Raw genomic sequence first — 24697 nt, forward strand, 5'->3', positions numbered from 1 at the left:
AGGCACGCAGCGTGCACCGCGGCGGGTTCTCAGCGGTCTTCTCGCGAGGACAGCGCCGACGCCGTGTACGTCGTTGGTACATCAGGAGGCGATCGGCGCAGCGAGAAGACCGCTGAGGTTCCGCCACCCGCACCGCCACGCAGATCATTCTGAAAGCGGTCCTATGTTGGGCAAGGGTGCCCCTCACTCAGCGCACGTTCGGGTGGGGATCAGTCCCGGCGGGGGCGGAGGCCGTCGAAGGCGACCGCGGTCAGCGCGTCGGCGAGGGCGTCGGCGCCCACGTCGCCGTCCGGCCGGTACCACTCGACCAGCGAGTTGACCATGCCGAACAGCAGCCGGGCCGAGGTCGCCGGATCGACGTCCGGGCGCAGGTCGCCGTCGGCGGCGGCCTTGCTCACCAGGTCGGCGACGATCTGGTCGAACTCCCGGCGGCGGGCCAGCGCGGCCCGCTCCACCTCGGTGTTGCCCCGGACCCGCAGCAGCAGCGTGACGAACGGCAGCTGTTCGACGAGCACCAGGACGCTGGCCCGCACCAGGTGCTCCAGCCGGTCGATGGCCCGCCCGTCGACGGTCTCGATCCGGGCCGCCTCGGCGAACAGCCCGTCGAGCCCCCGGTTCACGGCCAGCCGCAGGAGTTCCTCCTTGCCCGGCACGTGGTGGTAGATCGCCGACTTGGTGATGCCGAGGGCGCGGGCGAGGTCCTCCATGCTGGTGCCGTCGTAGCCGCGTTCGTTGAACAGCCCGACCGCGACCGCGAGCAACGACTCCAGGTCGTAGCCGGGCCTGCCTCGTCTGCCTGCGCGCTGGGGCGGGGTGCTCATGACCGCATTCTCCCAGGCCGTTCCGGGGCCCGGCGGTGAGCTCGCCGCCGGGCGCGGAGCGCTGCGGACCCGCGGCGGGTGCGGGGGTGGGCGAGTGCCGCTGCGGCGGGCACGGCGGGCGCTCAGGCCTTCGGCCGCCGGTCGAGAACCCGGCGGAGCTTGCCGACCGACCGTTCGAGGGTTGCCGGGTCCACCACCCGCACGCCGATGCTGACGCCGACGCCGTCCTTGACCCGCGCGGCGATCTCGGTGGCGGCGGCGGTCCGGCGCTCCGCCGGGGTGTCGTCGAGGGCTTCGACCAGCACCGTCATCTCGTCCAGCCGGTCCCGCCGGGTCAGCTCGATCTGGAAGTGCGGGGACAGCCCATCGACGTCGAGCACGATCTCCTCGACCTGGAGCGGGAACACGTTGACCCCGCGCAGGATGATGAGGTCGTCGCTGCGCCCGCTGATCCGGTCCATCCGCCGGTACGCCGGGCGCGCGGTGCCCGGGCGCAGCGCGGTGAGGTCGCGGGTGCGGTAGCGGATGATCGGCAGCGCCTCCTTGGTGAGCGAGGTGAACAGCAGTTCCCCGTGCTCGCCGTCGGGCAGCGGGGCGCAGTCCACCGGGTCGACGACCTCGGGGTAGAAGTGGTCCTCCCAGATGTGCAGGCCGTCCTTGGTCTCCGCGCACTCCTGGGCCACGCCCGGTCCCATCACCTCGGACAGGCCGTAGATGTCCACGGCGTCGATGTCCATCCGCTGTTCGATCTCGCGGCGCATCCCCTCGGTCCAGGGTTCGGCCCCGAAGATGCCCACCCGCAGCGAGCAGGCGCGCGGATCGACGCCCTGGCGCTCGAACTCGTCGAGCAGCGTGAGCATGTAGGAGGGGGTCACCATGATGATCTCGGGCCGCAGGTCGGTGATGAGCTGGACCTGCCGGGCCGTCATGCCCCCGGATGCGGGGATGACCGTGCAGCCGAGCCGTTCGGCCCCGCAGTGCGCGCCGAGCCCGCCGGTGAACAGCCCGTACCCGTAGGCGACGTGCACCACGTGGCCCGGTCGTCCGCCCGCGGCGAAGATCGACCGGGCGACCGCCGTCGCCCAGGTGTCGAGATCCCGCTCGGTGTAGCCGACGACGGTGGGCGTGCCGGTGGTCCCGCTGGAGGCGTGCAGCCGGCGCACCTCGTCGCGCGGCACCGCGAACATCCCGAACGGGTAGTTGTCCCGCAGGTCCTGCTTGGTGGTCACCGGGAACTTCGCGAGGTCGGAGAGGTCCCGGCAGTCGTCCGGGTGCACCCCCGCCGCGTCGAACTTGCGCCGGTAGAAGGGGACGTTGTCGTAGGCGTGGTGCAGCGTCCAGCGCAGGCGTTCGCACTGCACCGAGCGCAACTCGTCGGTGCTGAGCCGTTCCGCCGGGGTGAGTTCGTCGACCGCCGGTGCGGCGCCGAGCCGCCGGGTCGGCACGTCGTCGTGCGTGGTGATCATGCGGGACTCCTCGGTCTGCCCGGTGCCGGACGTGGAGGACGCGGTTCGGAGCGGGAACGCCCTACCGACCGAATGGACGGTGGGGAAAGGGTGGGCCTCATGAAAGCCAGCGGGTGAGCCGATGTCAAGGCGGCGGAGTGCGTCGCCGCTCCGGCTTCCGCAAGCGGCCGCCGCGCGCTACCCTCAATTCCTGAACGTTCGGTAGGTAATCCCGAGGAGGTTCGATGGACCAGCGAGCGACACCGCTGTTGCCCAGCTACGTCGGCGGCCGGTGGCAGGCGCCGTCGGACGAGGGCGTGCCCGTGCACGACGCGGTGACCGGTGCGGCGGTGGCCCGGATCTCCTCGGCGGGCATCGACATGCGGGCCGCCCTGGCGCACGGCCGCGAGGTGGGCGGTCCCGCGCTGCGGGAGCTGACCTTCCACCAGCGGGCGGCGCTGCTCAAGGCGCTGGCCTCGCACCTGCAGGAGCACCGCGAGGAGCTCTACCGGCTCTCGGCGCGCGGCGGGGCCACCCGGGGCGACGCGAAGGTCGACGTCGACGGCGGGATCGGCGCGCTGTTCGCCTACTCCTCCAAGGGACGCCGGGAGCTGCCCAACGCCACCGTCCACGTCGAGGGCGCGCCGGAGCCGCTGGGCAAGGGCGGCACGTTCGTCGGCCAGCACGTGTGCACCCCGCTGCGCGGCGTCGCGGTGCAGATCAACGCCTTCAACTTCCCGGTGTGGGGGCCGCTGGAGAAGTTCGCGCCCGCCTTCCTCGCCGGGATGCCGACGCTGATCAAGCCCGCGAGCCAGACCGCCTACCTGACCCACCGCCTCGTCGAGCTCGTCGTGGACTCCGGGCTGCTGCCCGCCGGCGCGGTGCAGCTGGTGTGCGGCGGGGCGGGCGACCTGCTCGACCACGTCGGGCCGCAGGACGTGGTGTCGTTCACCGGCTCGGCGTCCACGGCGCAGCGGCTGCGCGCGCACCCGGCGATCGTGCGCCACTCGGTGCGGTTCAACGCCGAGGCCGACTCGCTGAACTGCTCGATCCTGGGCCCGGACGCCGTCCCCGGCACCACCGAGTTCGACCTGTTCGTCAAGCAGCTGGTCACCGAGATGACGGTGAAGGCCGGGCAGAAGTGCACCGCGATCCGGCGCGCGCTGGTCCCCGCGGAGCTGCTGGACGAGGTCGCCGCCGCGGCGGGCGAGCGGCTGGCCGAGGTCGTCGTCGGAGCTCCGGGCGCCGACGGCGTGCGGATGGGCGCCCTGGCGAGCCTGGAGCAGCGCGAGGAGGTGCGCCGCTCGCTGAAGTCCCTGCTGGGCGCCGGTTCGGTGGTCTTCGGCGATCCGGAGCGGGTCGAGGTGGTCGGTGCCGACGCCGAGCGCGGCGCGTTCCTCTCGCCGGTGCTGGTGCGCTGCGACGACCCGGAACGCTCCGAGCCGCACGAGGTGGAGGCGTTCGGCCCGGTGGCGGCGCTGCTGCCGTACCGCTCGACCGAGCACGCCGTCGAGCTCGCCGCGCGCGGGCAGGGCAGCCTGGCCGGATCGGTGGTCACCGGGGACCCGGAGTTCGCCCGGGACGTGGTGCTCGGCGCCGCGCCGTGGCACGGTCGGCTGCTGGTGCTCGACGCCGACGACGCCGGGGAGTCCACCGGGCACGGTTCGCCGCTGCCCAACCTCGTGCACGGCGGACCCGGGCGCGCGGGCGGCGGTGAGGAGCTGGGTGGCATCCGCAGCGTGCTGCACCACATGCAGCGCACCGCGGTGCAGGGCAGCCCGGCCGTGCTGACCGGGGTCACCGGCCGGTGGGTGCCGGGCGCGCCGCGCGCGGCGGAGGACGAGCACCCGTTCCGCAAGCCGCTGGCCCGACTGCGCGTGGGCGACAGCGTCGTGGCCGGTCCGCGCCGGGTCACCGCCGAGGACGTGGCGCACTTCGCCGAGTTCACCGGGGACACCTTCTACGCCCACACCGACGAGGCGGCGGCGCGGGAGAACCCGCTGTTCGGCGGCGTGGTGGCGCACGGCTACCTGGTGGTGTCCTTCGCCGCCGGGCTGTTCGTCTCGCCCGAACCGGGGCCGGTGCTGGCCAACTACGGCCTGGAGAACCTGCGGTTCCTCACGCCGGTGCAGCCGGGCGACGAGCTGACCGTGACGCTGACCGCCAAGCAGATCACGCCGCGCGAGAACGCCGACTACGGCGAGGTGCGCTGGGACACCGACGTCACCAACGCCGACGGCGACTCGGTGGCCAAGTACGACGTGCTCACCCTGGTCGCCAAGGAGGACCGCCGATGACACCGGAGCACGAGCTGGAAGCCCACTTCGAGCGCACCATCGCCCGCGACCAGCGCATCGAGCCGCGCGACTGGATGCCTGCCGACTACCGGAAGTCGGTGCTGCGCCAGACCGCGCAGCACGCGCACTCCGAGATCATCGGGATGCAGCCGGAGGGCGCCTGGATCACCCGGGCCCCCTCGTTGCGGCGCAAGGCGATCCTGCTCGCCAAGGTGCAGGACGAGGCGGGCCACGGGCTGTACCTGTACTCCGCGGCCGAGACGCTGGGCGCCGACCGGGCCGAGCTCACCGACAAACTCATCTCCGGAGCGCAGAAGTACTCGTCGATCTTCAACTACCCGACGCTGACCTTCGCCGACGTCGGCGTGATCGGCTGGCTGGTCGACGGCGCGGCGATCTGCAACCAGGTCCCGCTGTGCCGGAGCAGCTACGGGCCCTACGCCCGCGCGATGATCCGCATCTGCAAGGAGGAATCCTTCCACCAGCGGCAGGGCTACGAACTGCTGATGACCATGATGCGGGGCACCCCCGAGCAGCGCCGGATGGTGCAGGACGCCACCGACCGGTGGTGGTGGCCGTCGCTGATGATGTTCGGCCCGCCGGACTCCGACTCGCCCAACACCGAGCGGTCGATGGCGTGGAAGATCAAGCGGCACACCAACGACGAGCTGCGCCAGCGGTTCGTCGACATGACCGTGCCGCAGGCCGGGGCGCTCGGTGTCGCGCTGCCCGACCCCGAGCTGCGGTGGAACGCCGAACGCGGGCACCACGACTTCGGCGAGATCGACTGGGACGAGTTCAAGCGGGTGGTCTCCGGCGACGGGCCGTGCAACGCCGAACGGCTCGAGCACCGGCGCGCCGCCCACGAGGAGGGCGCGTGGGTGCGCGAGGCCGCCGCCGCGCACGCGGCCAAGCGGGCGGAGGTGGCCGTCGCATGAGCACCTGGCCGCTCTACGAGGTGTTCGTCCGGGGCAAGCGGGGGCTCAACCACGTGCACGTCGGCTCGCTGCACGCCGCCGACGCCGAGATGGCCCTGCACCACGCCCGCGACCTCTACACGCGCCGCAACGAGGGCGTGAGCATCTGGGTGGTCGAGGCCGCCGACATCACCGCGTCGAGCCCGGACGAGAAGGATCCCTTCTTCGCCCCGAGCGGCGACAAGGTGTACCGGCACCCCACCTTCTACGACATCCCCGACGACGTGCCCCACCTGTGAGCGAGCAGCCATGGCCTTCGACAACGCCTACGAGGCGATCACCGAGGACAACAGCGCCCGGTGGGCGTTCGGCACCGGGTTCGACGACCCGCTGTCCGGAGTGGACACCGCGATCCCGGAGGGGGTCGAGCCCGGCACGCTGGCCGCCTACTGCCTGATGCTCGGCGACGACGCGTTGGTCTTCAGCCACCGGTTGCAGCAGTGGTGCACCCGCGCGCCGGAGCTGGAGGACGAGGTCGCCCTCGCCAACATCGGGCTCGACCTGCTGGGCCAGGCCCGGCTCCTGCTGGCCCGGGCCGGGCACGCCGAGGGCGGCGGGCGCGGCGAGGACCACTACGCGTTCTTCCGGGACGCCCACGAGTTCCGCAACGTCGGGCTCGCCGAGCTCGAACGCGGCGACTTCGGCCGGCTCACCGCCGCGCTGCTGGTGTTCACCACCTGGCGGCTCGCGCTGTTCCAGCGGCTCACCTCCTCGCGGGACCCGGTGCTGGCCGCCATCGCAGCCAAGGGCGTCAAGGAGCTGACCTACCACCGGGACTACGCCGCGCGGTGGGCCGTGCGGCTCGGCGACGGCACGGAGTTCTCCCGCGAGCGGCTGCTCGCGGGGCTGGCGGCGGTGCACCCGCACGTCGGGGAGCTGTTCACCCCGCACGAGGTGGAGTCGCGGCTGGCCGCGGCCGGGATCGGCGTGGACCCGGCCGAGGTGCGCGCCGAGTTCGACGACGTGCTGGCCCAGGTGTGCGCGGCGGCGACCCTGCCCGCGCCCGGACCGCCGCCCGCGGTCCCCGGTCCCGCCGGCCGCGACGGCGCGCACACCCCGGCGCTGGTGGAGCTGCTGGCAGAGATGCAGGGCGTCGCGCGGGCGGACCCGGAGGCGACGTGGTGACCGCGGCGCGCGCGGTGGCGGAGTCGGTGACCGACCCGGAGCTGCCCATGTTGAGCCTGGCCGACCTGGGCGTGCTCCGGGAGGTCGCCGAGGAGGGCGGCCGGGTGGTCGTGTCCATCACGCCCACCTACACCGGCTGCCCGGCGCTGGACACCATGCGCGACGACCTCGTGCACGCGCTCCAGCGGGCCGGGTACCCCGACGTCGAGGTCCGCACCGTGCTGCACCCCGCGTGGTCCAGCGACTGGATCACCGCCGAAGGCAGGCGCAAGCTAGCCGAGGCCGGGATCGCCCCGCCCGGCCGGGCGCCGCGGCGCCGCCCCGGTCCGGTCCCGCTGACGCTCGCGCCGCCCCCGGCCGACGTGCGGTGCCCGCGGTGCGGTTCGGCGGAGACCGAGCGGGTCTCGGAGTTCGGCGCCACCGCGTGCCGGGCGCTGCTGCGGTGCCGATCCTGCCGCGAACCGTTCGAGCACGTCAAGGAGATCTGAGTTGATCGCGAGCACGAAGTCCCGCCTGCGCGGGGAGTTCCACGCACTCACCGTCGCGGAGCTCACCCCGCTGTGCGACGACGCCGCCGCCATCACCTTCGACGTCCCGCCCGAGCTGGCCGACCGCTACGCCTTCCGGGCGGGTCAGTCGCTGACCCTGCGCCGGGTGGTCGACGGCCGCGAGGAACGGCGCTCCTACTCGATCTGCGCCCCGGAGGGGGCGCCGCCGCGGATCGGCGTCCGCGAGGTGCCCGACGGCCTGTTCTCCACCTGGCTGGTGCGCGAGGTCCGGCCGGGCGACCGGATCGAGGTGGGCACGCCGACCGGCGCGTTCAGCCCCGAACCGGACGTCCCCGGGCGGCACGTGCTGGTCGCGGCCGGGTCGGGCATCACGCCGATGCTCTCGATCGCCGCGACGGTCCTGCGCGAGCCGGCGGCATCGGTGACGCTGCTGTACGGCAACCGGCGCAGCGACTCGGTCATGTTCGCCGACGAGCTCGCCGACCTCAAGGACCGCTACCCGACGCGGGTGGAGCTGGTGCACGTGCTCTCCCGCGAGCCGCGCGAGGCGGAGCTGTTCACCGGCCGGCTCGACGCCGACAAGCTCGACGCGCTGCGGCCGGTGCTCGGCGACCTCGCGCGGGTGGACCACTGGTGGCTGTGCGGGCCGTTCGGGATGGTCACCGGGGTGCGCGAGCGGCTCCGCGCGGCGGGTGTGGCCGAGGATCGGATCCACCAGGAGCTGTTCTTCGTCGAAGCCGCCCCGCCCGAGCCGGTGCGGCACGAGGAGGCCCCGGTCGACGCCTCGGCCAGCCAGGTGACGATCGTGCTGGACGGGCGTTCCACCACCGTGCCGGTGCCGCGGGACGTCGCGGTGCTCGACGGCGCCCAGCGCGCCCGGCCCGACCTCCCGTTCGCCTGCAAGGGCGGGGTGTGCGGCACCTGCCGCGCCAAGATCACCGGGGGCGAGGTGGACATGCGCCGCAACTTCGCCCTGGAGAAGTCCGAAGTAGACGAAGGTTTCGTGCTCACCTGCCAGTCGTTGCCGTCCTCGGACGCCGTCGTCGTCGACTACGACGCCTGATCTCCCGCCGCGTCGCCGGGCGCGGTACTTGATCGATCATCCTGGCGCACCGGGGCGACCGAAAGGGGGCCGGAACCGTCCGTCGGGTGCCGTAAAAATCAATTCGACGCAGATTGTCCGGACCATTCGAATCGTTTTCATCGTACGCTTCCGCCGATCGCCGCCGGTCCACGCGTTCCCGGGCCGTTGTTCACTTCTGACGACGCAGCGGAAGGACGTAGCGATGACATCGTTGACGCACCTCGTGCGGCGGCCCCTGGTCGTCCTCGGCCTGGTGGTGGCCGTGGCGGGGGCCTCGGTGGGGGTCGGGACGGCCCGCGAGCCCGATCCGCCGCCACCACCGCCGGCTTCGGCCGAACGGGTGGTGGCCGGCAACGTGACCAACGCCGCGGAGTCCGACTTCGAGAAGAAGAAGCTCACCGACGACGTCGGGGAACCGATGGCGCTGGCGGTGGCCCCGGACGGCCGGGTGCTCATGACCGACCGGCGCGGGATCGTCCGGCTGTTCGACCCGGCCACGCACAACGTCACCGAGGCCGCGCGCATCCCGGTCTACACGGGCGAGGAGGACGGCCTCCAGGGCATCGCGCTCGACCCGGACTTCGCCACCAACCACTGGGTGTACGTGTACTACTCGCCGGCGGGCCCGGAGCCGCTCAACCGGCTGTCCCGGATGAAGCTCGACGGCGCGGTGCTCGACCTCGCCACCGAGCAGGTGATCCTGGAGGTGCCGACCCAGCGCGACCTGTGCTGCCACGTGGGCGGGGACATCGACTTCGACTCGAAGGGCAACCTGTACCTGTCCACCGGGGACAACACGAACTCCTGGGCCTCCGACGGCTACACGCCGATCGACGAGCGGCCGGGGCGCGAGCCGTTCGACGCGCAGCGGACCTCGGGCAACACCAACGACCTGCGCGGCAAGCTGCTGCGCATCACGGTGCAGCCGGACGGTTCGTACACCATCCCGCCGGGCAACCTGTTCCCGCCCGGGACCGAGGGGACCCGCCCGGAGATCTACTACATGGGGCTGCGCAACCCGTTCCGCTTCAGCGTGGACCCCGCGACCGACTGGGTGTACTTGGGCGTGGTCGGTCCGGACGCCGCCGAGGACGACCCGCAGCGCGGGCCGCGCCAGTACGACGAGCTGGAGCTGATCAAGGGTCCGGGCAACGCGGGCTGGCCGTACTGCATCGCCGACAACATCCCGTACCGCGACTACGACTTCGCGACGCAGCAGCCCGGCGAGCTGTTCGACTGCGCCAACCCGGTGAACGACTCGCCGAACAACACCGGGCTGCGCGAGCTGCCGCCCGCCCAGCCACCGCTGGTGTGGTACCCCTACGACTGCTCCGAGGAGTTCCCGCAGATCGACTGCCCGGGCGGCGGCACGGCCATGGGCGGCCCGGTGTACCGCTACGACGAGAACCTCGACTCGCCGACGAAGTTCCCGCCGGAGTACGACGGGGTGGAGTTCTTCTACGAGTACTCGCGCGGCTTCGTCAAGTCCGTCCGGGTCGACGAGCAGGGCGCGTTGCAGTCGATCGACCCGTTCCTGCCGGGCACGGACTTCGACCAGCCGATGGACCTGGAGTTCGGCCCGGAGGGCTCGCTCTACGTCCTGGAGTACGGCGGCGGCTTCTTCACCCCCGGTCCCAACGCGGGCCTCTACCGCATCGACCACACCGGCGGGCAGCGGTCCCCGACCGCCGTCGTCGACGCCACCCCGACCTCCGGGGACGCGCCGCTGGCGGTGTCGTTCGACGCGACGGGCTCCTCGGACGCCGACGGCGACGCACTCACCTTCGCCTGGGACTTCGACGGTGACGGCACCGACGACGCCGCGGGCCCGACCGCCGAGCACACCTACGCCGAGAACGGCGCCTACGACGCCAAGCTGACGATCACCGACGCCACCGGCAAGGTCACGGTGGCGCGGGTGCCGGTGTCGGTGGGCAACCAGGCGCCGGAGGTGACGCTGGAGCTGCCACCGGACGGCTCGACGTTCGAATTCGGGGACGAGGTCTCCTACCGGGTGCGCGTCAACGACGCCGAGGACGGTTCCATCGGCTCCGGGGTCAACTGCCACGACGTGACCGTGCAGGTGGCGCTGGGCCACGACGAGCACGCGCACCCGCAGACCGAGACCAAGGGGTGCGAGGGCCGCATCCAGATCCAGGAGGAGGCCGGGCACGGGGCGGACGCGAACCTGTTCACCGTGCTGCGCGCGTCCTACACCGACGCCGGGGGGCCGGGCGTCCCGCCCGCCGAGGGCAACCACGAGATCCGGTTGCAGCCGAAGCACAAGCAGGCCGAGCACTTCAGCGGCAACCAGGGCGCGGCGGTCGTCGAGGACGAGGCGGCCGAAGGCGGCACCGCCGTCGGCGAGCTCGCCCCGGGGACGCGGTCTCGTTCGACCCGCTGAGCCTGCAGTCGGTGGAATCGGTGGGCTTCCGGGTCAGCGCACCCGGCCCCGGCGGGACGATCGAGCTGCGCGCGGGCGCCCCGGACGGCCCGGTGGCGGCCACCGCGGAGGTGCCCGGCGGCACCACCGGCTACGTCGACCTCCCACCGGTGCCGGTCACCGATCCCGGCGGCAGCCACGAGTACTTCGCGGTCGCCCGCGGGGCGGAGGGGGAGCAGGACCTGTTCCGCCTGGACGCGATGCAGTTCAACGGGCTGGGCGCGGCCGGGCCGCTGAACGTCTCGGCGAGCAGCGACCTCACCCGCGGCCCGGCGCCCATGGAGGTCGGCTTCACCGCGCAGGCGCCGCACGCCCCGGCCGGGTCGACCTACCGGTGGGACTTCGGCGACGGCGCCACCGGTGAGGGCGCGCAGGCGTCGCACACCTACACCGAACCCGGCGAGCACACCGCTCGGGTCACCGTCACCGACCCCGACGGGGTGGTGCGCGGCTCGGCGACGACGACCGTCGAGGTGGTGGACGGGGTCGAGGGCACGATGCGGCTCGTCCCGCCCACCGCCAACCTCGACGCCGGGCAGCAGCACCGGGTGACCGCCACCTTCCGGCCCGAGGGCGGTGCGGCGGCGCAGCCGGTGACCTTCGAGGTGTACCGGCGGGCCCCGGCGGCCGGTCTGCCCCCGGGCCACACCGAGGGCGTGCCGCACATGCGGGCCGAACGGCAGGTGGTCCAGGCCGACGAGAAGGGCCGGGCGGTGTTCGAGTACAGCTCCGCGGTGGCCGGCTCGGAAGTGGTGCTGGCCTGCGTGGCCGCCGGGGACTCCTGCAGCCGGGGTGACGGCCGGTTGGCGGTCGTCGACGACGAGCCGGTGAACGCGCGCACCGACGTCCCGGTCGCGGTGGCGGACGCCACGTGGCGCCCCGCCCCGGACGAGCAGGGCTTCCACACCCTGTTCGACGGCCGCAGCCTGGCCGGGTGGAGCCACGTCGGGGAGGGCGGGTTCACCGTCGTCGACGGCGTGCTGCGCCCGTCCGCCGAGGGCCGGGGCGTGCTCTGGTACTCCGGGCAGGAGTTCGGCGACTTCGTCCTGGAAGCCGAGTACGAGACCGACGACGTCAGCGCAGACTCGGGGCTGATGCTGCGGTTCCCGGATCCGCAGGGTGATCCGGAGGTGCCGGGGACGCAGGGCTACGAGGTGGCGATCCTGGACCGGGTGGAGGCCGTCGACCAGCGCACCGGATCGCTGCGCGGGGTCAAGGCCGCCGAGTTCCTGGCCGCCAAGCCGCCGCAGGGCGGGTGGAACAAGTTCTCCATCGAGGTCCGCGGCGACAGCTACGTCGTCCGGCTCAACGACCAGGTCGTCACCGAGTACACCGGCGGTGCCGACCGGGGCCAGGGGCCGTTCATCGGTCTGGAGAACGCCGGTGACCAGCTCCGGTTCCGCAACGTCCGGGTCCGGCCGCTGGACTGAGCGCCGGGGGTGCGGCAGGCCGCGGTTCGGCCTGCCGCACCCCGCGATCGAGCAGCACCGTTCGTCCGAGGAGGAGGCAGGAGCTATGCGTGCGAAGTCGACGGTGACCGCCCTGGTGGCGCTGGTGATGGCGCTGTCGGGCGGGTCCGCCGCCGCGGCGCCGGTGGACGGCGCGACGGCGGTGACGACGCGGGACCGGGATTGCGCCAAGCCGATCCGGCTGTTCGACGGCCACTCGCTGCGCGGGTGGTCGCAGGCGGGACCGGGCGGGTTCGACGTCGAGGGCGGCAAGCTCGTCAGCCGCGGCGGCATGGGGCTGCTGTGGTACTCCGAGCGCACCTTCGCCGACTACGAACTGCGGTTGAAGTGGCGGGTCACGGCCGAGACCGACAACTCGGGGGTGTTCCTGCGGTTCCCCGACCCCGGCCAGGACCCGTGGGTCGCGGTGGACCGGGGCTACGAGATCCAGATCAACGACAACCCCGGGGGCGACCCGCAGAAGACCGGCACCGTCTACAACTTCCAGGACCCGTTCCGGACCGCGTCCAAGCCGGTCGGGAAGTGGAACGAGTACCGGCTGGTCGTCGTCGGCCAGCGGTACCGGATCTACCTCAACGACGTGCTGGTCAACGACTTCACCAGCACCGACCCGGCGCGCGGCACCGAGGGCCACGTCGGGTTGCAGAACCACGACCCGGACAGCCGCACCGAGTTCCGCGACATCTGGATCAGGCCGCTGCACCGGTAGCGGCCTCGACGGCCCCGCCCCTGGGAACGGAGGCGGGGCCGTCGGCCCGGCGGGCGTTACCGCCCTCAGCGCGGGCCGAGGGTGGCGGTGTCGATGACGAACCGGTAGCGGACGTCGCTGTTCTGCACGCGCTCGTAGGCGGTGTCGACCTGGTCGGCCGGGATCGTCTCGATCTCGGCGCCGATGCCGTGCTCGGCGCAGAAGTCCAGCATCTCCTGGGTCTCCGGGAGACCGCCGATCATCGACCCGGTCAGCACCTTGTTGCCCGCGATCAGCGAGAACGCGTTGTAGGACAGCGGGGTGCTCGGGGCGCCCACGTTGACCATCGCGCCGCCCGTCCGCAGCAGACCCAGGTAGGCGTCGACCGGGATCTCCGAGGACACGGTGTTGAGGATCAGGTCGAAGTTCGACCGCAGCGCCTCGAAGGTGGACTCGTCGCTGGTGGCGTAGTAGTGCTCCGCCCCCAGGCGCAGCCCGTCCTCCTGCTTCTTCAGGCTCTGGCTGAGCACGGTGACCTCGGCGCCCATCGCCACCGCGATCTTGACGGCCAGGTGGCCGAGACCGCCCAGCCCGACCACGGCGACCTTCTTGCCCGGCCCCGCGTTCCAGCGGTTCAGCGGCGAGTAGGTGGTGATCCCCGCGCACAGCAGCGGGGCCGCGACGTCGAGCCCGATGCCGTCCGGGATGGAGCAGACGAAGTGGTCCTTGACCACGACCTGCTGGCTGTAGCCGCCGTAGGTGGGCTCGCCGTCGAAGCCGACGCCGTTGTAGGTCTGGACGTTGCCGCGCACGCAGAACTGCTCGGTGCCCGCCCGGCAGTACTCGCACTCACCGCAGGAGTCGACCATGCAGCCCACGCCGACCCGGTCGCCGACCCGGTGGGCGGTCACCTCGGAACCGACCGCGGAAACGACGCCGGCGATCTCGTGGCCGGGCACCATCGGGAAGATGGCGCTGCCCCACTCCTCCTTGGCCTGGTGGATGTCGCTGTGGCAAATCCCGGCGTAGGCGATGTCGATCTGCACGTCGTCCGGGCGCAGCTCCCGCCGGTCGATCGTGGTCGGCTCGAAGGGCGCCCCCGGAGCGGGAACGCTGATCGCGCGCGTCTGTGCCATGAGATCCTCCAGAGAAGGCCCGCACCGCGGACCGCAACATTGCTATCTGTGAATGCACCACCAATGTAAGACCCCACTTACATCGGTGTGAAGCGGAGGTGATCCTCGACATGGTGCGCCGGTACCACCACGGCGAGCTGCGTGCCGCGATGATCCGGGGGTCGCTGGAGCTCATCGCCGAGCAGGGGATGCAGCGGTTCTCGGTGGCCCAGGTGGCCCGCCGGGTCGGGGTCAGCACGGCCGCGCCGTACCGGCACTTCGCCGACCGGGAAGGCCTGCTCGCGGCGGTCGCGCGCACGGTCGCCGAGGAGCTGGCGGACCAGGTCCGCGCCGCCGCCGAGGAGCACACCGACCCGGCGGACCGCCTCGCGGCGGCGGCGGGCGGTTACACGCGTCACACCATCGAGAGCCGGGCCGGGCTGCCGGTGGTGTTCGCCTCCGAGCTGCACAACTCCCAGCGCGAGGACCTGCACGAGAGCAAGCGCACCTTGATGGACGGCTTCCTCGAACTGGCGCTGGCCGCCGCCCCCGACCCGCCCACGGCCCTGGAGCTCATGGAGCAGTTGCTCGCCCAGGCGCACGGCTACGCCACGCTGCACCTGGACGGCGTTTTCGGCCAGCACGGGTATGACGTCGACCTCGTGGTGCGCAAATCCGTCGACGCCGCGCGGATCGTGATCGCCGGGCGCTGCGGCGCGGCCGACTAGGGACCGCGCCGCCCGGACTCCGGCAGGCGCGAAGGCGGGGGTGCGGGTTCAGCCGCGTTCCGCTGCCCGTCGAGCGCCCCGCGCAGGCCGTCGAGCGGCGCGTCCAGGTAGCGGTGGGCCGTGGCGATCCGCTCGCATCATCCGAATAGGTCATCCAGTTGGCGCCTGGGCCTATGGGTGCGCCCATCGGCGGATTGACCGCGGGCGTGTTACCGCTAACACTCGATACGCAACGCCCGGGCGCTGAAGGGAGCAGGTCGGTGGTCAAGCGGTCCGAGGGCACGTCCGAACCGACGGGACGGCCGCCCTCGCTCGCCGACGTCGCGGCGCAGGCCGGGGTGTCGCACATGACCGTCTCCCGGGTGGTCAACGGCGCGGGGCCGGTGCGTGCGGAGACGCGGCGCCGGGTGCTCGACGCCATCGACCGGCTCGGGTACCGGCCGAACTCCCTCGCCCGCGGGCTGGCCACCGGGCGCTCGCGCGCGCTGGGCGTGGTCGCGCTCGACTCGGTGCTCTACGGACCGGCGAGCACCCTGTTCGGCATCGAGAACGCCGCGCGCGAGGCCGGTTACAGCGTCTCGGTCGCCAGCGTCAGCGCTCCCGAGCGGACCTCGATCGTCGATGCGGTGGAGAACCTGCGCAGGCAGGGCGTCGAAGGGATAGTCGTGATCGCCCCCACGTCGCGGCCGGGCGCGCGCTGGAGATCGCGCCCCGGGAGGTGCCGCTGGTGGCGGTGGCCGACACCGAGGAGGCGCCGGTGCCGGTGGTGGCGGTGGACCAGCGTGACGGGGCCCGGCGCGCGACGGAGCACCTGCTGGCGCTCGGGCACCGGACCGCCTGGCACATCGCCGGGCCGCACGGCTGGCTGGAGACCCGGGCCCGCGAGCAGGGGTGGCGCGCGGTGCTCGCCGAGCGCGGTGCGCCGCCGCCTCCGGTGCTGCGCGGCGACTGGAGCCCGCGTTCCGGTTACGAACTCGGGAAGGAGCTGCTCGACCGCGAGGGCGTGGAGGCGGTGTTCGTGGCCAACGACCAGATGGCGCTCGGGCTGCTGCGGGCGCTGTCCGAAGCCGGGCGCCGGGTGCCCGACGACGTGCGCGTCGTGGGGTTCGACGACGTCCCCGAAGCCGCGTACTACTCGCCGCCGCTGACCACGGTGCGGCAGGACTTCCTCGCCCTGGGTCGCCTGACCTTCGGGCGGTTGCTGCGGTGCATCGAAGGTGACGACCCGCCGGGGCGTTCCATCGTGCCGCCGGAGTTGATCGTGCGGGAGAGCACCGGAATGCGCGGCCGCTGACCCGCCCGCCGTCGCACCGCCGCGCCCGCGCCGGCGCGGCGGTGCGCCACGAATGCCGGAATGTCCCTTCACTCCAACACTTTTCGGTTTTACCCGTTCCGGTGAGCGTGTTGACCGGACCCGCGGGCTCGCGTACGTTCCCGAACATCGTCCGGCCCATCGGACATCACCTCCCGCTCGAACCGACCGGATCCGCCGCCGAAGACGAGGAAGCGTCGACAATGGACATACCCGCGGACGGCTTACGGCTGTCGATGAACTGGCTGGACAACCTGATCCTGGTCATCTACTTCGCCGTGGTGCTCGGGATCGCCTTCGCCGCCAAGCGCAGCGTCAACACCACGCTGGACTTCTTCCTGTCCGGGCGGTCGCTGCCCGCCTGGGTCACCGGACTGGCGTTCGTCTCGGCGAACCTCGGCGCGACCGAGATCCTGGGCATGGCCGCCAACGGCGCGCAGTACGGCGCCTACACCGTGCACTGGTACCTCATCGGCGCGATCCCGGCGATGGTGTTCCTGGGCCTGGTGATGATGCCCTTCTACTACAACTCGAAGGTCCGCAGCGTCCCGGAGTTCCTGCTGCTGCGCTTCAGCCCGTCCTCGCACCTGCTCAGCGCGGTGATCTTCGCGGTCGCGTCGGTGCTCATCGCCGGGGTGAACCTCTACGCGCTGGCGATCGTGCTGCAAGCGCTGCTCGGCTGGCCGCTGCCGGTCTCCATCGTCGTGTCGGGCGTGTTCGTGCTCGCCTACATCGTGATCGGCGGGTTGTCCTCGGCGATCTACAACGAGGTCCTGCAGTTCTTCGTGATCGTCGCCGCGCTGGTTCCGCTGACGGTGCTGGGGCTGGCGCGGGTCGGCGGCATCGACGGGTTCATCGACCGGGTCTTCGCCGGACCGGGACCGGAATTCCTCACCGCGTGGGGCGGGACCGGCTTCGGGCAGGAGAACCCGCTGGGCGCGAACTGGTTGACCATCACGCTCGGGCTCGGGTTCGCGATCTCCTTCGGCTACTGGACGACGAACTTCGCCGAGGTGCAGCGGTCGCTGTCGGCCAAGAACCTCTCCGCCGCGCGGCGCACCCCGCTGATCGCGGCGTTCCCCAAGATGTTCATCCCGCTGATCGTCGTGCTGCCCGGCATCCTCGCGCTGCTGGTCGAACCGACCATCGGTCAGCCGGGCAGCGGCTACACCTACAACGACGCGATCCCGCTGCTGATGCGCGACCTGCTGCCCAACGGCGTCCTCGGGCTCGCGGTGACCGGCCTGATGGCCTCCTTCATGGCCGGGATGGCGGCGAACGTGTCCAGCTTCAACACGGTGTTCACCACCGACATCTGGCAGGCCTACATCAAGCCCCGGATGCCCGACGCGCACTACCTGCGGGTGGGCCGGGTGATCACCGCCGTCGGCGTGGTGGTCGGCATGGGCACGGCGTTCATCGCCGCGTCGTTCAGCAACATCATGAACTACATGCAGACCCTGTTCTCGTTCTTCAACGTCCCGCTGTTCGCGACGTTCATCCTCGCGCTGTTCTGGAAGCGGATGACGGCCAAGGCGGGGTTCTGGGGTCTGCTGCTGGGGACCCTGGCACCGATCTGCTTCTACCTCGCCTACCAGGCCGGCTACGTGCCGATCAGCACCGACCAGGGTGCGAACATGACCGCGGCGATCATCGCCTTCGCCGTGGACATCGCGGTCAGCGTGCCGATCGCGCTGGCCACCACCCCGAAGACGGACGCGGAACTGGCCGGGCTGGTCTACAGTCGCGCTGCCGCGCGCGACGGCGGGACCCCCGCCCCGGGCGACGACGCCTGGTACCGCCGGCCGGCGCTGCTGGGCTGGGGTGCGGTGGTCCTGGCCGCGCTGTGCTACGTCCCGTTCACGCTGTAGGGCGACCCGGAGGAGGAACGGATGCAGGAGAACCCGAAGGAGCACGCCGAGAACATCTCGCGGCTGGAGGAGCGGTCGGGCACCGCGGCCAGGCTGTTCGACGTGCGTGCCGTGATCAGCGGCCTGTTCCTGGTGTACGGGGTGCTCATCGGCGGCGCCGGGCTGTTCCCGACCGAAGCCGGGATGGCCAAGTCCCAGGGGATCAACATCAACCTCTGGACCGGGCTTGGCATGCTCGTCGTGGGCGCGGCGTTCGCGTTGTGGCTCAAGCTGCGCCCGCTCGGCCACGGCGACCGGTGACCGGGCTCGGCCGGGCCCTGATCGGAGGCAAGGCATGACATCGCGCGCCGTCATCATCGACCGGCCCGGCGAGCTGCGGATCGCCCCCGCCGAACCGCGACGACCGGGGCCCGAGGAGGCGCTGGTGCGGGTGGCGTGGAGCGGCATCTGCGGTTCCGATCGCGAGGTGTTCACCGGCCACCGCCCGGCCGAGCTCGTCCGCTACCCCGTGGTGCCCGGCCACGAGTGGTCCGGCACCGTCGTCGAGGTCGGCGCCGACGTGACCGCCGATCTGGTCGGCCGTCCCGTCGTCGGCGAGGGGTTCCGCAACTGCCAGGTCTGCGAGGCCTGCCGCCGGGGCGAGAACAACCTGTGCGGCGGCGGGTACGACGAGACCGGGTTCACCCGGCCCGGCGCGTGGTCCGACCACCTCACGCTCCCGGCGCGGCTGCTGCACGTGCTGCCCGAGCACGCCGACCTGCGCGCCGCCGCGGTGCTGGAACCGGCCGCGTGCGTCGCCGAGGCGTGCCTGAAGCTGGGCGCCGCGGCGGGGGAGCGGATCGCGGTGGTGGGCGGCGGCAGCCTGGGCCTGCTGGCCGCCCAACTGCTCGCCGCCGCCTCGCCCGCGGAACTGGTCGTGGTCGATCCCGAACCCGGACGCGCGGAGCTGGCCGCGGCGTGCGGCGCCACCGAGCTGCTCGGTCCGGAGCAGGCCGGGCGGCGCGCCGGCCGGTTCGACGCGGTGCTGGAGGCGGCGGGGGCCCGGGGCACCTCGGACCTCGCCACCCGGCTCGCGCGCCGCGGCGGGCGGGTCGTGCTGACCGGGGTGCCCGCCGCCGACGACCGGACGCTGTCGGCCAGCCACTTGGTGCTGTCCCAGCTCACCCTGCACACGGTGTTCGGCGCCTCGTCCCGGGCGTGGGTCCACGCGGTGCGGGCTTTCGTCGCCGGGGTGCTCGACCCGTCCCGGATCGTCGGCCGCGAGTTCGGGCTGGAGGACGCCGCGACGGCCCTGCGGCTCCTCGGCGAGCGGCGGGACCGGGTGGTGAAGGTGCTGCTGCGCCCCTGAGGACCGGTGGTTCCGGGATTGGGCGGCGCCGCCCGCGGTTACCCCGGGACCGCCCCCGTGCGGGCGGTGGGGCGCCCGCACGGGGCCGCGGTCAGTCGGCGCGGCGGCGTTCGAGCACGGCGGTGTCCCGCCACCGGCCGTGCTGGCGGGCGACGCGCTCGCGCAGGCCGACCGTGCGGAATCCCGCCGAGCGGGGCGGGGCGGGGCTCACGCGGTTCTCCGGGAAGGTCGAGGTCTGCGGCGTCCACAGCCCACCTCGTCCGCGGCGGTGACCTGGCGGTGCGGCGGGGCCTTGCCGACGACCCGCCCGCGCACGCCGTCGCCGACGTGGCGGAGCTGCCCGGCGCGGGACTGCCGAGGCTCCCGGCCCAGTGCGCTGGACGGGCCGGGAGCCTCGGCGGACGGTTCGTCAGAGGAGTTCGAGCACGTCCTCGTGGCGCGGGATGGGGCGCACGGCACCGTGCCCGGTGGTGCTGAGCGCCGCCGCCGCGGCGGCGTAGCGGGCCGCTTCGGCCGGTTCACCTCCTCCCAGCAGTCGCGCCGCGAAGGCCCCGTCGAAGGCGTCCCCGGCCCCGGAGGCGTCGACCGAAGCGACCGGCGGTGCGGGGATCTCCGCGATCGTCGCCCCGTCGGCCAGCAGCGCCCCCTGCGCGCCGTTCTTCAGCACGACCGTGCCGGGGCAGAGTTCGCGCAGTGCCGCGAGGACGTCACGCGGCTGGTCGGCACCGGTGAGCATGCGCCCCTCGTCGAGGTTGGGCAGCGCGATGTCGCAGAGGGCGAGGCTGCGGAGGATGACCGCTCGCGCCCGTTCGGTCGCCCACAGCCCCGGCCGGTGGTTCGGGTCGTAGCTGACGAGGACGCCGCGCTCCCGGGCCAGCGCCATGGCGTGGAAGGCCGCATCGCAGGCCGAGGGGCTGATCGCCTGGGTGATGCCGGTGAGGTGGACGAGCCTGGCCCGTGCGATCACCTCGCCGGTCACGTCGGCCGGGGACAACCGGGTGGCGGGTGAGTCGTGGCGGTAGTAGGTGAAGGCGTGCTCCCCGCCGTTCCGGGCGATGAAGTAGATGCCGGTCCGCCCGCCCGCCTCGCGCACGACGTGCGGTGTCCCGACGCCTTCCCGCCGCCACAGGTCGCCGAGGGCGGTCCCGAAGGCGTCGTCGCCGATTCTGGTCAAGTACTCGGTGCGGGCTCCCGAGCGGGCGGCGGCGATGGTGAAGTTGGACGTGTCGCCGCCGTAGCCCCGGGAGAAGGTTTCGCTGCCGGACAGGTCGCCGTCGGTGCCCGCGTTGAACTCCACGAGCGGTTCGCCGATCGCGAGGACGTCGATACCGCTCATGTTCAGATCCGGCCGTACTTCGCGAGGCCGTCCTGCAACGACCCGCTGTCCAGGATCAACCTCGTCTGCTCCTGCTCGCGGGTCTCGATCTCGGTGGCGGCGGCGAGGACCGACTCGACGTGCCGGGCCGGAACGCGGACCACGCCGTCGGAGTCGGCCACGATGAGATCGCCGGGGTGCACGGTGACCTCGCCCAGCACGACCGGTTCGTTCAGCGACACGGTCCGGAACCGGCCGACCGTGGTAGCCGGGACGCTGCCCCGCGCGTAGACGGGGAAGCCGTAGTCCCTGCGGATCTCCTCGACGTCGCGCACGGCGGCGTCGAGGACCGCTCCGGCCAGCCCCTTGGCCACCGCACCCGCGGTCATCAGGCCGCCCCAGACCGCGACGTCGGCGCTCCCGGCGTCGATGCAGATCACGCTCCCCGGCTCGGACCGGTCGATGGCCCGCAGCGCGTGCTCGGGCGGCAGCGCCTCCTCGTCGGGGACTTCGCGGACGGTGACCGCGGGGCCGACGACCTTGCCCGCGACGATCTGGTGGATCCGCCCGGAGAGGTAGCCCCGCCCGCCGTGCTGCTCGACCGCGTCGGCCACCGACGCGGTGGGCAGTTCCGCGAACGCGGCGATGGTTTCGGGGGAGTACGACTGGTTCATCCTCTGCTCCGTTCGAAGTGGGGTACATCAGGAACCGGTCCCGCGGTGGCCGCTGCGGTCCGGCCGCACCGCTGCGCCGGACGGGGTCGCATCAGGTCCTCGCCGGGGTCCGCGGCGCCGGTCACGACGTGGGCAGCGGCGCGATCCGGCCGATGCCGAAGGCGTAGACGAGGGCGCCCAGCAGGGCCATCGCCCCCGCGACGGCGAGGGGGACGACGTAGGAGCCCCCGGTGACGTCGAGCAGCACGCCGATGACGATGGGGCTCGCCGCGCCGGCGGCGTTGGAGGCGAACCCCTGGATGCCCGCCAGGGATCCGACGTTGCCCCGGGACGGCGCGACGTCGCTGGGCAGCGCCCACAGGCTCGACGCCGCGAAGGTCAGCGCGCCGTAGGAGATCGTGAGCAAGGTCAGCGCGATCGCGGCGTTGGGGGCCTGGGCGGCGAAGACGATCACCGACGAGACGACCAAGCCGCTGACGAGCGGGAGCTTCCTCGCGAACGAGACCGAACGTCCCCGCTTGATCAGCCCGTCCTGCAGCAGGCCCCCGAGCCACTGCGACGGAATGGCCAGCAGTGCGGGCAGCATGCCGAAGATTCCGAGGTTGAGCAGGTCGAAGCCGCGCGCGTCGACCAGGTAGGACGGGAACCAGGTGATGAAGAAGTACAGGACGAAGGACAAGCAGAAGAAGCCCGCGATCATCCCCCAGGTCGTCCGGTAGGTGAGCAGGCTCAGCCACGGCAGCGGGGGCTGGTCGTCCCGGGCGTCGCCGGTTCCGCCCCGGATGTGCGCCAGCTCCTGCGCGGTGACCTTCGGGTGCTGGTCGGGATCGTGGTAGACGCGCAGCCAGATCGCCACGAACACCAGGCCGAGCAGCCCGCACACCAGGAACGAACCGCGCCATCCGATGACGCCGATGAGCACGGCGATCAGCGGCAGCGCCAAGGCCGTGCCCGCACGTCCTCCGCTGTCGAAGATGGAGGCGGCGATGCCGCGTTCCCGCACGGGGAACCAGCGCGCGACGACCGCCGAGCTCGACGGGAACGCCGGGGATTCGCCCACGCCGAGCAGCAGGCGCAACAGCAGCAGCACCAGGAATCCGGTCGCGGCGCCGATCAGCATGGTGATCACCGACCAGGTGATCAGCGCGAACGCCAGCATCCGACGGGGGCCGAAGCGGTCGACCAGGTAGCCGGACGGCATCTGCATGAAGGAATACGTCCAGAAGAACGCTCCGAGCAGGATGCCGTACGCGGTGCTCGACAGCCGCAGCTCCTCGGTCATGTACGGCAGGGCCACGCCCAGGTTGGCGCGGTCGACGTAGTTGATGGTGGTGGCGCCGAAGGCCATCGCGATCATGGCCCAGCGCACCCGGCCCGTCCGGCCGGTGCCTGCGGGCGGTGCCACGTCCGCGTTGTGCTGCCCTGGTGTGCTCATCGAAGCTCCTGCTGAACCGTGCGTGCGGCGTTGTCCGGCTTCGGTTCCCCGCTCACCGGATGAACTGCTCGACGTAGTCCGCGCCGAGCCCGGTGTCGCGGTAGTGCGCGCGGCACATCTCGATCTTGGTGAAGACGTCCTCGTAGCCGGTCTGCCGTCCCCGGTCGTCCAGGTAGATCATGGCTCCCGCGACGTTGAAGAACGTGATCATCTCGGTGCAGTCGTCCGGAACCTCGAGGGTGTGCACCTCTCCCGGCGGTTCGTAGACGAAGTGCCCTTCCTCCGCGGTCCACGGGTGCTCCAGGTAGTGCCACTTGCCGCGGAGGACGTAACCGACCACCAGGCCGGGATGGCGGTGTCGCGAGACGATCCCCGATGCGGTGACCCGCAGCAGGTTGCACCACTGCCCGGTCACGGTGTTGAGGAACAGCGGGCGGAACCAGACGTCGGGGGCCTGGGGGACCCATCCGCGGTCGTCCTCGGGGAGGGCCGGGATCGCGATCTCGTCGGGCAGGCCGGCGGGTCCGCGGCCGGGGGAGGTGCCGTTGTCGGCCATCGTGGTCCTTTCCATCGTGGGTGCCTGCTGCCGCAGGGGTGAGCGGCGGGTCAGCTCCAGGTGCGGTCCCAGGAGCCGGATTCGTTCCACTGGTCGCTCGGGGGAAAGAGCTCGGTATCCTTCTTCAGGTGTTGCCGGGCGGCTTCCTCGTTGAGCTCGACGCCCAGCCCGGGGCCATCCGGGATCCGGTAGAATCCCTTGCGCACCAGCGGCTTCTCCACGCCGGTCACCAGGTCGTCCCAGAATTCGACCTCGGCGGAGTGGTTCTCCAACGCCACGAAGTTGTGGCTGGCGACCGCCACGTGGGCGCTCGCCATCGCTCCGATCGGCGATCCCGCGTAGTGCAGGAACATGGCGATGCCGTGTTCGGCCGCGTAGTCGCCGATCTCCTTCGTCGGCATGATCCCGCCCGCGCTGGCGATGTCGGGGTGCACGAGGTCCACGGCGCGCTCGTCGATCAGCGGCTTGAAGTCCTCCAAGCCGTAGATGTCCTCCCCGGTCATGGTGGGCACCGTCGTGGCGCGGGAGATCTCCTTCCACATGTCGGTGTGGAACCAGGGGACCAGGTCCTCCATGTAGGCGAGGTTGTACTGGGCCATCCGCTCGGAGAGCTTGATCGCCTCGTTGACCCCGAAGTGTCCGAAGTGGTCGGACCCGAGCGGGATCTCGTAGCCCACGGCGTTGCGGACCGCCTCGTAGTACTTGGCGATCTCGTCGAGACCCTTGTCGGTGATCTGGATCCGGGTGAAGGGGTGCTCGGTCATCCCGTAGCTACCGTGTTTCCCGCTGTACTGCTCGAGATCACCCCACGCGCCTGCGCCGGTGAGCGCGCCGGGGATGTCCTTGATCAGCTCGATCCCGACGTCCATCTTCAGGAAGGTGAACCCTTCCCGGTCGACCTTCTCCTTCATGCGCCTGGCGTAGACGGCCGGGTCCTGCGACGCCGCGGTGTCGGTGTAGAGCCGGACATCGTCCCGGTACTTGCCACCGATCATCTGGTAGACGGGGACCCCGAACGCCTTGCCCGCCAAGTCCCACAGGGCCATCTCGACACCGGAGACACCGCCGCCCTGCCGCCCGTGCCCGCCGAACTGCTGGATGCCGGCGAACAGCTTCTCGACGCTCGTCGGGTTCTGCCCCAGGAGCCTGCTCTTGAGCATCAGGGCGTAGCGGGGGTCGGCATCGTCGCGGACCTCGCCGTACCCCGAGATGCCCTGGTTGGTGTCGATGCGCACGATCGGGCTGGTGAACGGCACCTCGTCGAGCACGGCGACCCGCAGGTCGGTGATCTTCAGGGAGCTGGGCGCGGAATTCCGGTTGACGTTGCGCGTCGCGTACGCGACGCGTTCCTCGTAGGGGGCGAGCGCGGCGCCGAGCCCGATCCCGCCCGCTCCCGCCGCCACCGCGGTCAGGAAGTTCCGGCGGCCGAACTTCCTCGTGGACCCGTTGCTTTCACTCGTCTTGTCGTGCACCTATGCCTCCAGA

Annotated in this window: 21 protein-coding genes and 1 pseudogene; 14 read left to right on the forward strand and 8 right to left on the reverse strand. The window is 72.1% G+C overall.

Annotated elements, in window-relative coordinates; all coding sequences use genetic code 11:
• Nucleotides 1-209: 209 nt before the first annotated feature.
• Nucleotides 210-821 carry a TetR/AcrR family transcriptional regulator gene (locus tag ACQP0T_RS11475; RefSeq protein ID WP_433872840.1) on the reverse strand — a complete coding sequence of 204 codons (612 nt, stop codon included), beginning with the start codon at nt 819-821 and terminating at the stop codon, nt 210-212.
• Nucleotides 822-943: 122 nt separating this feature from the next.
• Nucleotides 944-2287, reverse strand: coding sequence for a phenylacetate--CoA ligase PaaK (gene paaK / locus ACQP0T_RS11480; protein ID WP_433872842.1), 1344 nt, complete (start codon nt 2285-2287; stop codon nt 944-946).
• A gap of 224 nt (nt 2288-2511) precedes the next feature.
• Here paaK and paaZ point away from each other — a divergent pair, with 224 nt between their 5' ends.
• The 9 genes from paaZ (at nt 2512) to ACQP0T_RS11525 (ending at nt 12879) form a co-directional block, all read left to right on the forward strand.
• Nucleotides 2512-4563, forward strand: coding sequence for a phenylacetic acid degradation bifunctional protein PaaZ (gene paaZ, locus ACQP0T_RS11485; protein WP_433872844.1), 2052 nt, complete (start codon nt 2512-2514; stop codon nt 4561-4563).
• Nucleotides 4560-5501 (forward strand): 1,2-phenylacetyl-CoA epoxidase subunit PaaA, encoded by a 942-nt coding sequence (gene paaA, locus ACQP0T_RS11490; RefSeq protein WP_433872846.1) that lies wholly within the window; start codon nt 4560-4562, stop codon nt 5499-5501. The genes paaZ and paaA overlap by 4 nt, the downstream gene beginning before the upstream one ends.
• Nucleotides 5498-5779 (forward strand): 1,2-phenylacetyl-CoA epoxidase subunit PaaB, encoded by a 282-nt coding sequence (gene paaB, locus ACQP0T_RS11495; protein ID WP_345363799.1) that lies wholly within the window; start codon nt 5498-5500, stop codon nt 5777-5779. The genes paaA and paaB overlap by 4 nt, the downstream gene beginning before the upstream one ends.
• A 10-nt stretch (nt 5780-5789) precedes the next feature.
• Complete coding sequence (gene paaC, locus ACQP0T_RS11500; RefSeq protein ID WP_433872848.1) at nt 5790-6665, forward strand: 1,2-phenylacetyl-CoA epoxidase subunit PaaC; 876 nt, start codon at nt 5790-5792, stop codon at nt 6663-6665.
• Nucleotides 6659-7153 carry a 1,2-phenylacetyl-CoA epoxidase subunit PaaD gene (paaD, locus tag ACQP0T_RS11505; RefSeq protein WP_433872850.1) on the forward strand — a complete coding sequence of 165 codons (495 nt, stop codon included), beginning with the start codon at nt 6659-6661 and terminating at the stop codon, nt 7151-7153. Before paaC ends, paaD begins: the two co-directional genes overlap by 7 nt.
• A gap of 1 nt (nt 7154) precedes the next feature.
• The gene (gene paaE / locus ACQP0T_RS11510; RefSeq protein ID WP_433872852.1) at nt 7155-8237 is read left to right on the forward strand and encodes a 1,2-phenylacetyl-CoA epoxidase subunit PaaE; all 1083 of its coding nucleotides are present in this window, start codon (nt 7155-7157) and stop codon (nt 8235-8237) included.
• 223 nt (nt 8238-8460) lie between these two features.
• Nucleotides 8461-10662 (forward strand): PQQ-dependent sugar dehydrogenase, encoded by a 2202-nt coding sequence (locus ACQP0T_RS11515; protein ID WP_433872854.1) that lies wholly within the window; start codon nt 8461-8463, stop codon nt 10660-10662.
• 11 nt (nt 10663-10673) lie between these two features.
• Nucleotides 10674-12131 (forward strand): family 16 glycoside hydrolase, encoded by a 1458-nt coding sequence (locus ACQP0T_RS11520; RefSeq protein ID WP_433872856.1) that lies wholly within the window; start codon nt 10674-10676, stop codon nt 12129-12131.
• Nucleotides 12132-12216: 85 nt separating this feature from the next.
• Nucleotides 12217-12879: a 3-keto-disaccharide hydrolase gene (locus ACQP0T_RS11525; RefSeq protein ID WP_433872858.1), complete on the forward strand. Its 663-nt coding sequence runs from the start codon at nt 12217-12219 to the stop codon at nt 12877-12879.
• A gap of 65 nt (nt 12880-12944) precedes the next feature.
• Here ACQP0T_RS11525 and ACQP0T_RS11530 read toward each other — a convergent pair whose 3' ends face one another.
• On the reverse strand, nt 12945-13994 hold the full coding sequence (locus ACQP0T_RS11530; RefSeq protein WP_433872860.1) for an NAD(P)-dependent alcohol dehydrogenase: 1050 nt from the start codon (nt 13992-13994) through the stop codon (nt 12945-12947).
• Nucleotides 13995-14092: 98 nt separating this feature from the next.
• On the opposite strand from ACQP0T_RS11530, the gene ACQP0T_RS11535 reads away from it, so the two are divergent.
• The 5 genes and pseudogenes from ACQP0T_RS11535 (at nt 14093) to ACQP0T_RS11555 (ending at nt 19232) form a co-directional block, all read left to right on the forward strand.
• Nucleotides 14093-14701 carry a TetR/AcrR family transcriptional regulator gene (locus ACQP0T_RS11535; protein WP_433872862.1) on the forward strand — a complete coding sequence of 203 codons (609 nt, stop codon included), beginning with the start codon at nt 14093-14095 and terminating at the stop codon, nt 14699-14701.
• Nucleotides 14702-15048: 347 nt separating this feature from the next.
• Nucleotides 15049-15995 (forward strand): annotated as a pseudogene (locus tag ACQP0T_RS11540) (LacI family DNA-binding transcriptional regulator).
• Between the two features lie 221 nt (nt 15996-16216).
• The gene (locus ACQP0T_RS11545; protein WP_433873682.1) at nt 16217-17884 is read left to right on the forward strand and encodes a sodium:solute symporter family protein; all 1668 of its coding nucleotides are present in this window, start codon (nt 16217-16219) and stop codon (nt 17882-17884) included.
• 21 nt (nt 17885-17905) lie between these two features.
• Complete coding sequence (locus ACQP0T_RS11550) at nt 17906-18184, forward strand: hypothetical protein (RefSeq protein ID WP_433872864.1); 279 nt, start codon at nt 17906-17908, stop codon at nt 18182-18184.
• A 34-nt stretch (nt 18185-18218) separates the two neighbouring features.
• A complete protein-coding gene (locus ACQP0T_RS11555) occupies nt 18219-19232 on the forward strand; it encodes a zinc-dependent alcohol dehydrogenase (RefSeq protein WP_433872866.1) in 1014 nt (337 codons plus the stop codon).
• Nucleotides 19233-19641: 409 nt separating this feature from the next.
• On the opposite strand, the gene ACQP0T_RS11560 is transcribed toward ACQP0T_RS11555, so the two are convergent.
• The 5 genes from ACQP0T_RS11560 to ACQP0T_RS11580 form a co-directional block, all read right to left on the reverse strand.
• Nucleotides 19642-20568, reverse strand: coding sequence for a sugar kinase (locus tag ACQP0T_RS11560; protein ID WP_433872868.1), 927 nt, complete (start codon nt 20566-20568; stop codon nt 19642-19644).
• Nucleotides 20569-20570: 2 nt separating this feature from the next.
• Nucleotides 20571-21221, reverse strand: coding sequence for an RraA family protein (locus tag ACQP0T_RS11565; RefSeq protein WP_345363826.1), 651 nt, complete (start codon nt 21219-21221; stop codon nt 20571-20573).
• Nucleotides 21222-21342: 121 nt separating this feature from the next.
• The gene (locus ACQP0T_RS11570; protein WP_433872870.1) at nt 21343-22656 is read right to left on the reverse strand and encodes an MFS transporter; all 1314 of its coding nucleotides are present in this window, start codon (nt 22654-22656) and stop codon (nt 21343-21345) included.
• A gap of 52 nt (nt 22657-22708) precedes the next feature.
• Nucleotides 22709-23212: a 2,4'-dihydroxyacetophenone dioxygenase family protein gene (locus ACQP0T_RS11575; protein WP_345363830.1), complete on the reverse strand. Its 504-nt coding sequence runs from the start codon at nt 23210-23212 to the stop codon at nt 22709-22711.
• 50 nt (nt 23213-23262) lie between these two features.
• A complete protein-coding gene (locus tag ACQP0T_RS11580; protein WP_433872872.1) occupies nt 23263-24684 on the reverse strand; it encodes a mandelate racemase/muconate lactonizing enzyme family protein in 1422 nt (473 codons plus the stop codon).
• Nucleotides 24685-24697 lie beyond the last annotated feature (13 nt).

It is taken from the genome of Saccharopolyspora sp. CA-218241 (assembly GCF_050954615.1).
In the GTDB taxonomy this organism is placed as follows: Bacteria; Actinomycetota; Actinomycetes; order Mycobacteriales; family Pseudonocardiaceae; genus Saccharopolyspora; species Saccharopolyspora cebuensis.

Excerpts from the sequence above, each read along its gene's own strand:
- ACQP0T_RS11570 (WP_433872870.1), bottom strand. The coding sequence starts at position 22,656 with ATGAGCACACCAGGGCAGCACAACGCGGACGTGGCACCGCCCGCAGGC.
- ACQP0T_RS11560 (WP_433872868.1), bottom strand. The coding sequence starts at position 20,568 with ATGAGCGGTATCGACGTCCTCGCGATCGGCGAACCGCTCGTGGAGTTC.
- ACQP0T_RS11515 (WP_433872854.1), top strand. The coding sequence starts at position 8,461 with ATGACATCGTTGACGCACCTCGTGCGGCGGCCCCTGGTCGTCCTCGGC.
- paaB (WP_345363799.1), top strand. The coding sequence starts at position 5,498 with ATGAGCACCTGGCCGCTCTACGAGGTGTTCGTCCGGGGCAAGCGGGGG.
- paaZ (WP_433872844.1), top strand. The coding sequence starts at position 2,512 with ATGGACCAGCGAGCGACACCGCTGTTGCCCAGCTACGTCGGCGGCCGG.
- paaC (WP_433872848.1), top strand. The coding sequence starts at position 5,790 with ATGGCCTTCGACAACGCCTACGAGGCGATCACCGAGGACAACAGCGCC.
- ACQP0T_RS11475 (WP_433872840.1), bottom strand. The coding sequence starts at position 821 with ATGAGCACCCCGCCCCAGCGCGCAGGCAGACGAGGCAGGCCCGGCTAC.
- paaK (WP_433872842.1), bottom strand. The coding sequence starts at position 2,287 with ATGATCACCACGCACGACGACGTGCCGACCCGGCGGCTCGGCGCCGCA.
- ACQP0T_RS11555 (WP_433872866.1), top strand. The coding sequence starts at position 18,219 with ATGACATCGCGCGCCGTCATCATCGACCGGCCCGGCGAGCTGCGGATC.
- ACQP0T_RS11550 (WP_433872864.1), top strand. The coding sequence starts at position 17,906 with ATGCAGGAGAACCCGAAGGAGCACGCCGAGAACATCTCGCGGCTGGAG.
- ACQP0T_RS11575 (WP_345363830.1), bottom strand. The coding sequence starts at position 23,212 with ATGGCCGACAACGGCACCTCCCCCGGCCGCGGACCCGCCGGCCTGCCC.
- ACQP0T_RS11545 (WP_433873682.1), top strand. The coding sequence starts at position 16,217 with ATGGACATACCCGCGGACGGCTTACGGCTGTCGATGAACTGGCTGGAC.
- ACQP0T_RS11530 (WP_433872860.1), bottom strand. The coding sequence starts at position 13,994 with ATGGCACAGACGCGCGCGATCAGCGTTCCCGCTCCGGGGGCGCCCTTC.
- paaA (WP_433872846.1), top strand. The coding sequence starts at position 4,560 with ATGACACCGGAGCACGAGCTGGAAGCCCACTTCGAGCGCACCATCGCC.
- ACQP0T_RS11525 (WP_433872858.1), top strand. The coding sequence starts at position 12,217 with ATGCGTGCGAAGTCGACGGTGACCGCCCTGGTGGCGCTGGTGATGGCG.
- ACQP0T_RS11565 (WP_345363826.1), bottom strand. The coding sequence starts at position 21,221 with ATGAACCAGTCGTACTCCCCCGAAACCATCGCCGCGTTCGCGGAACTG.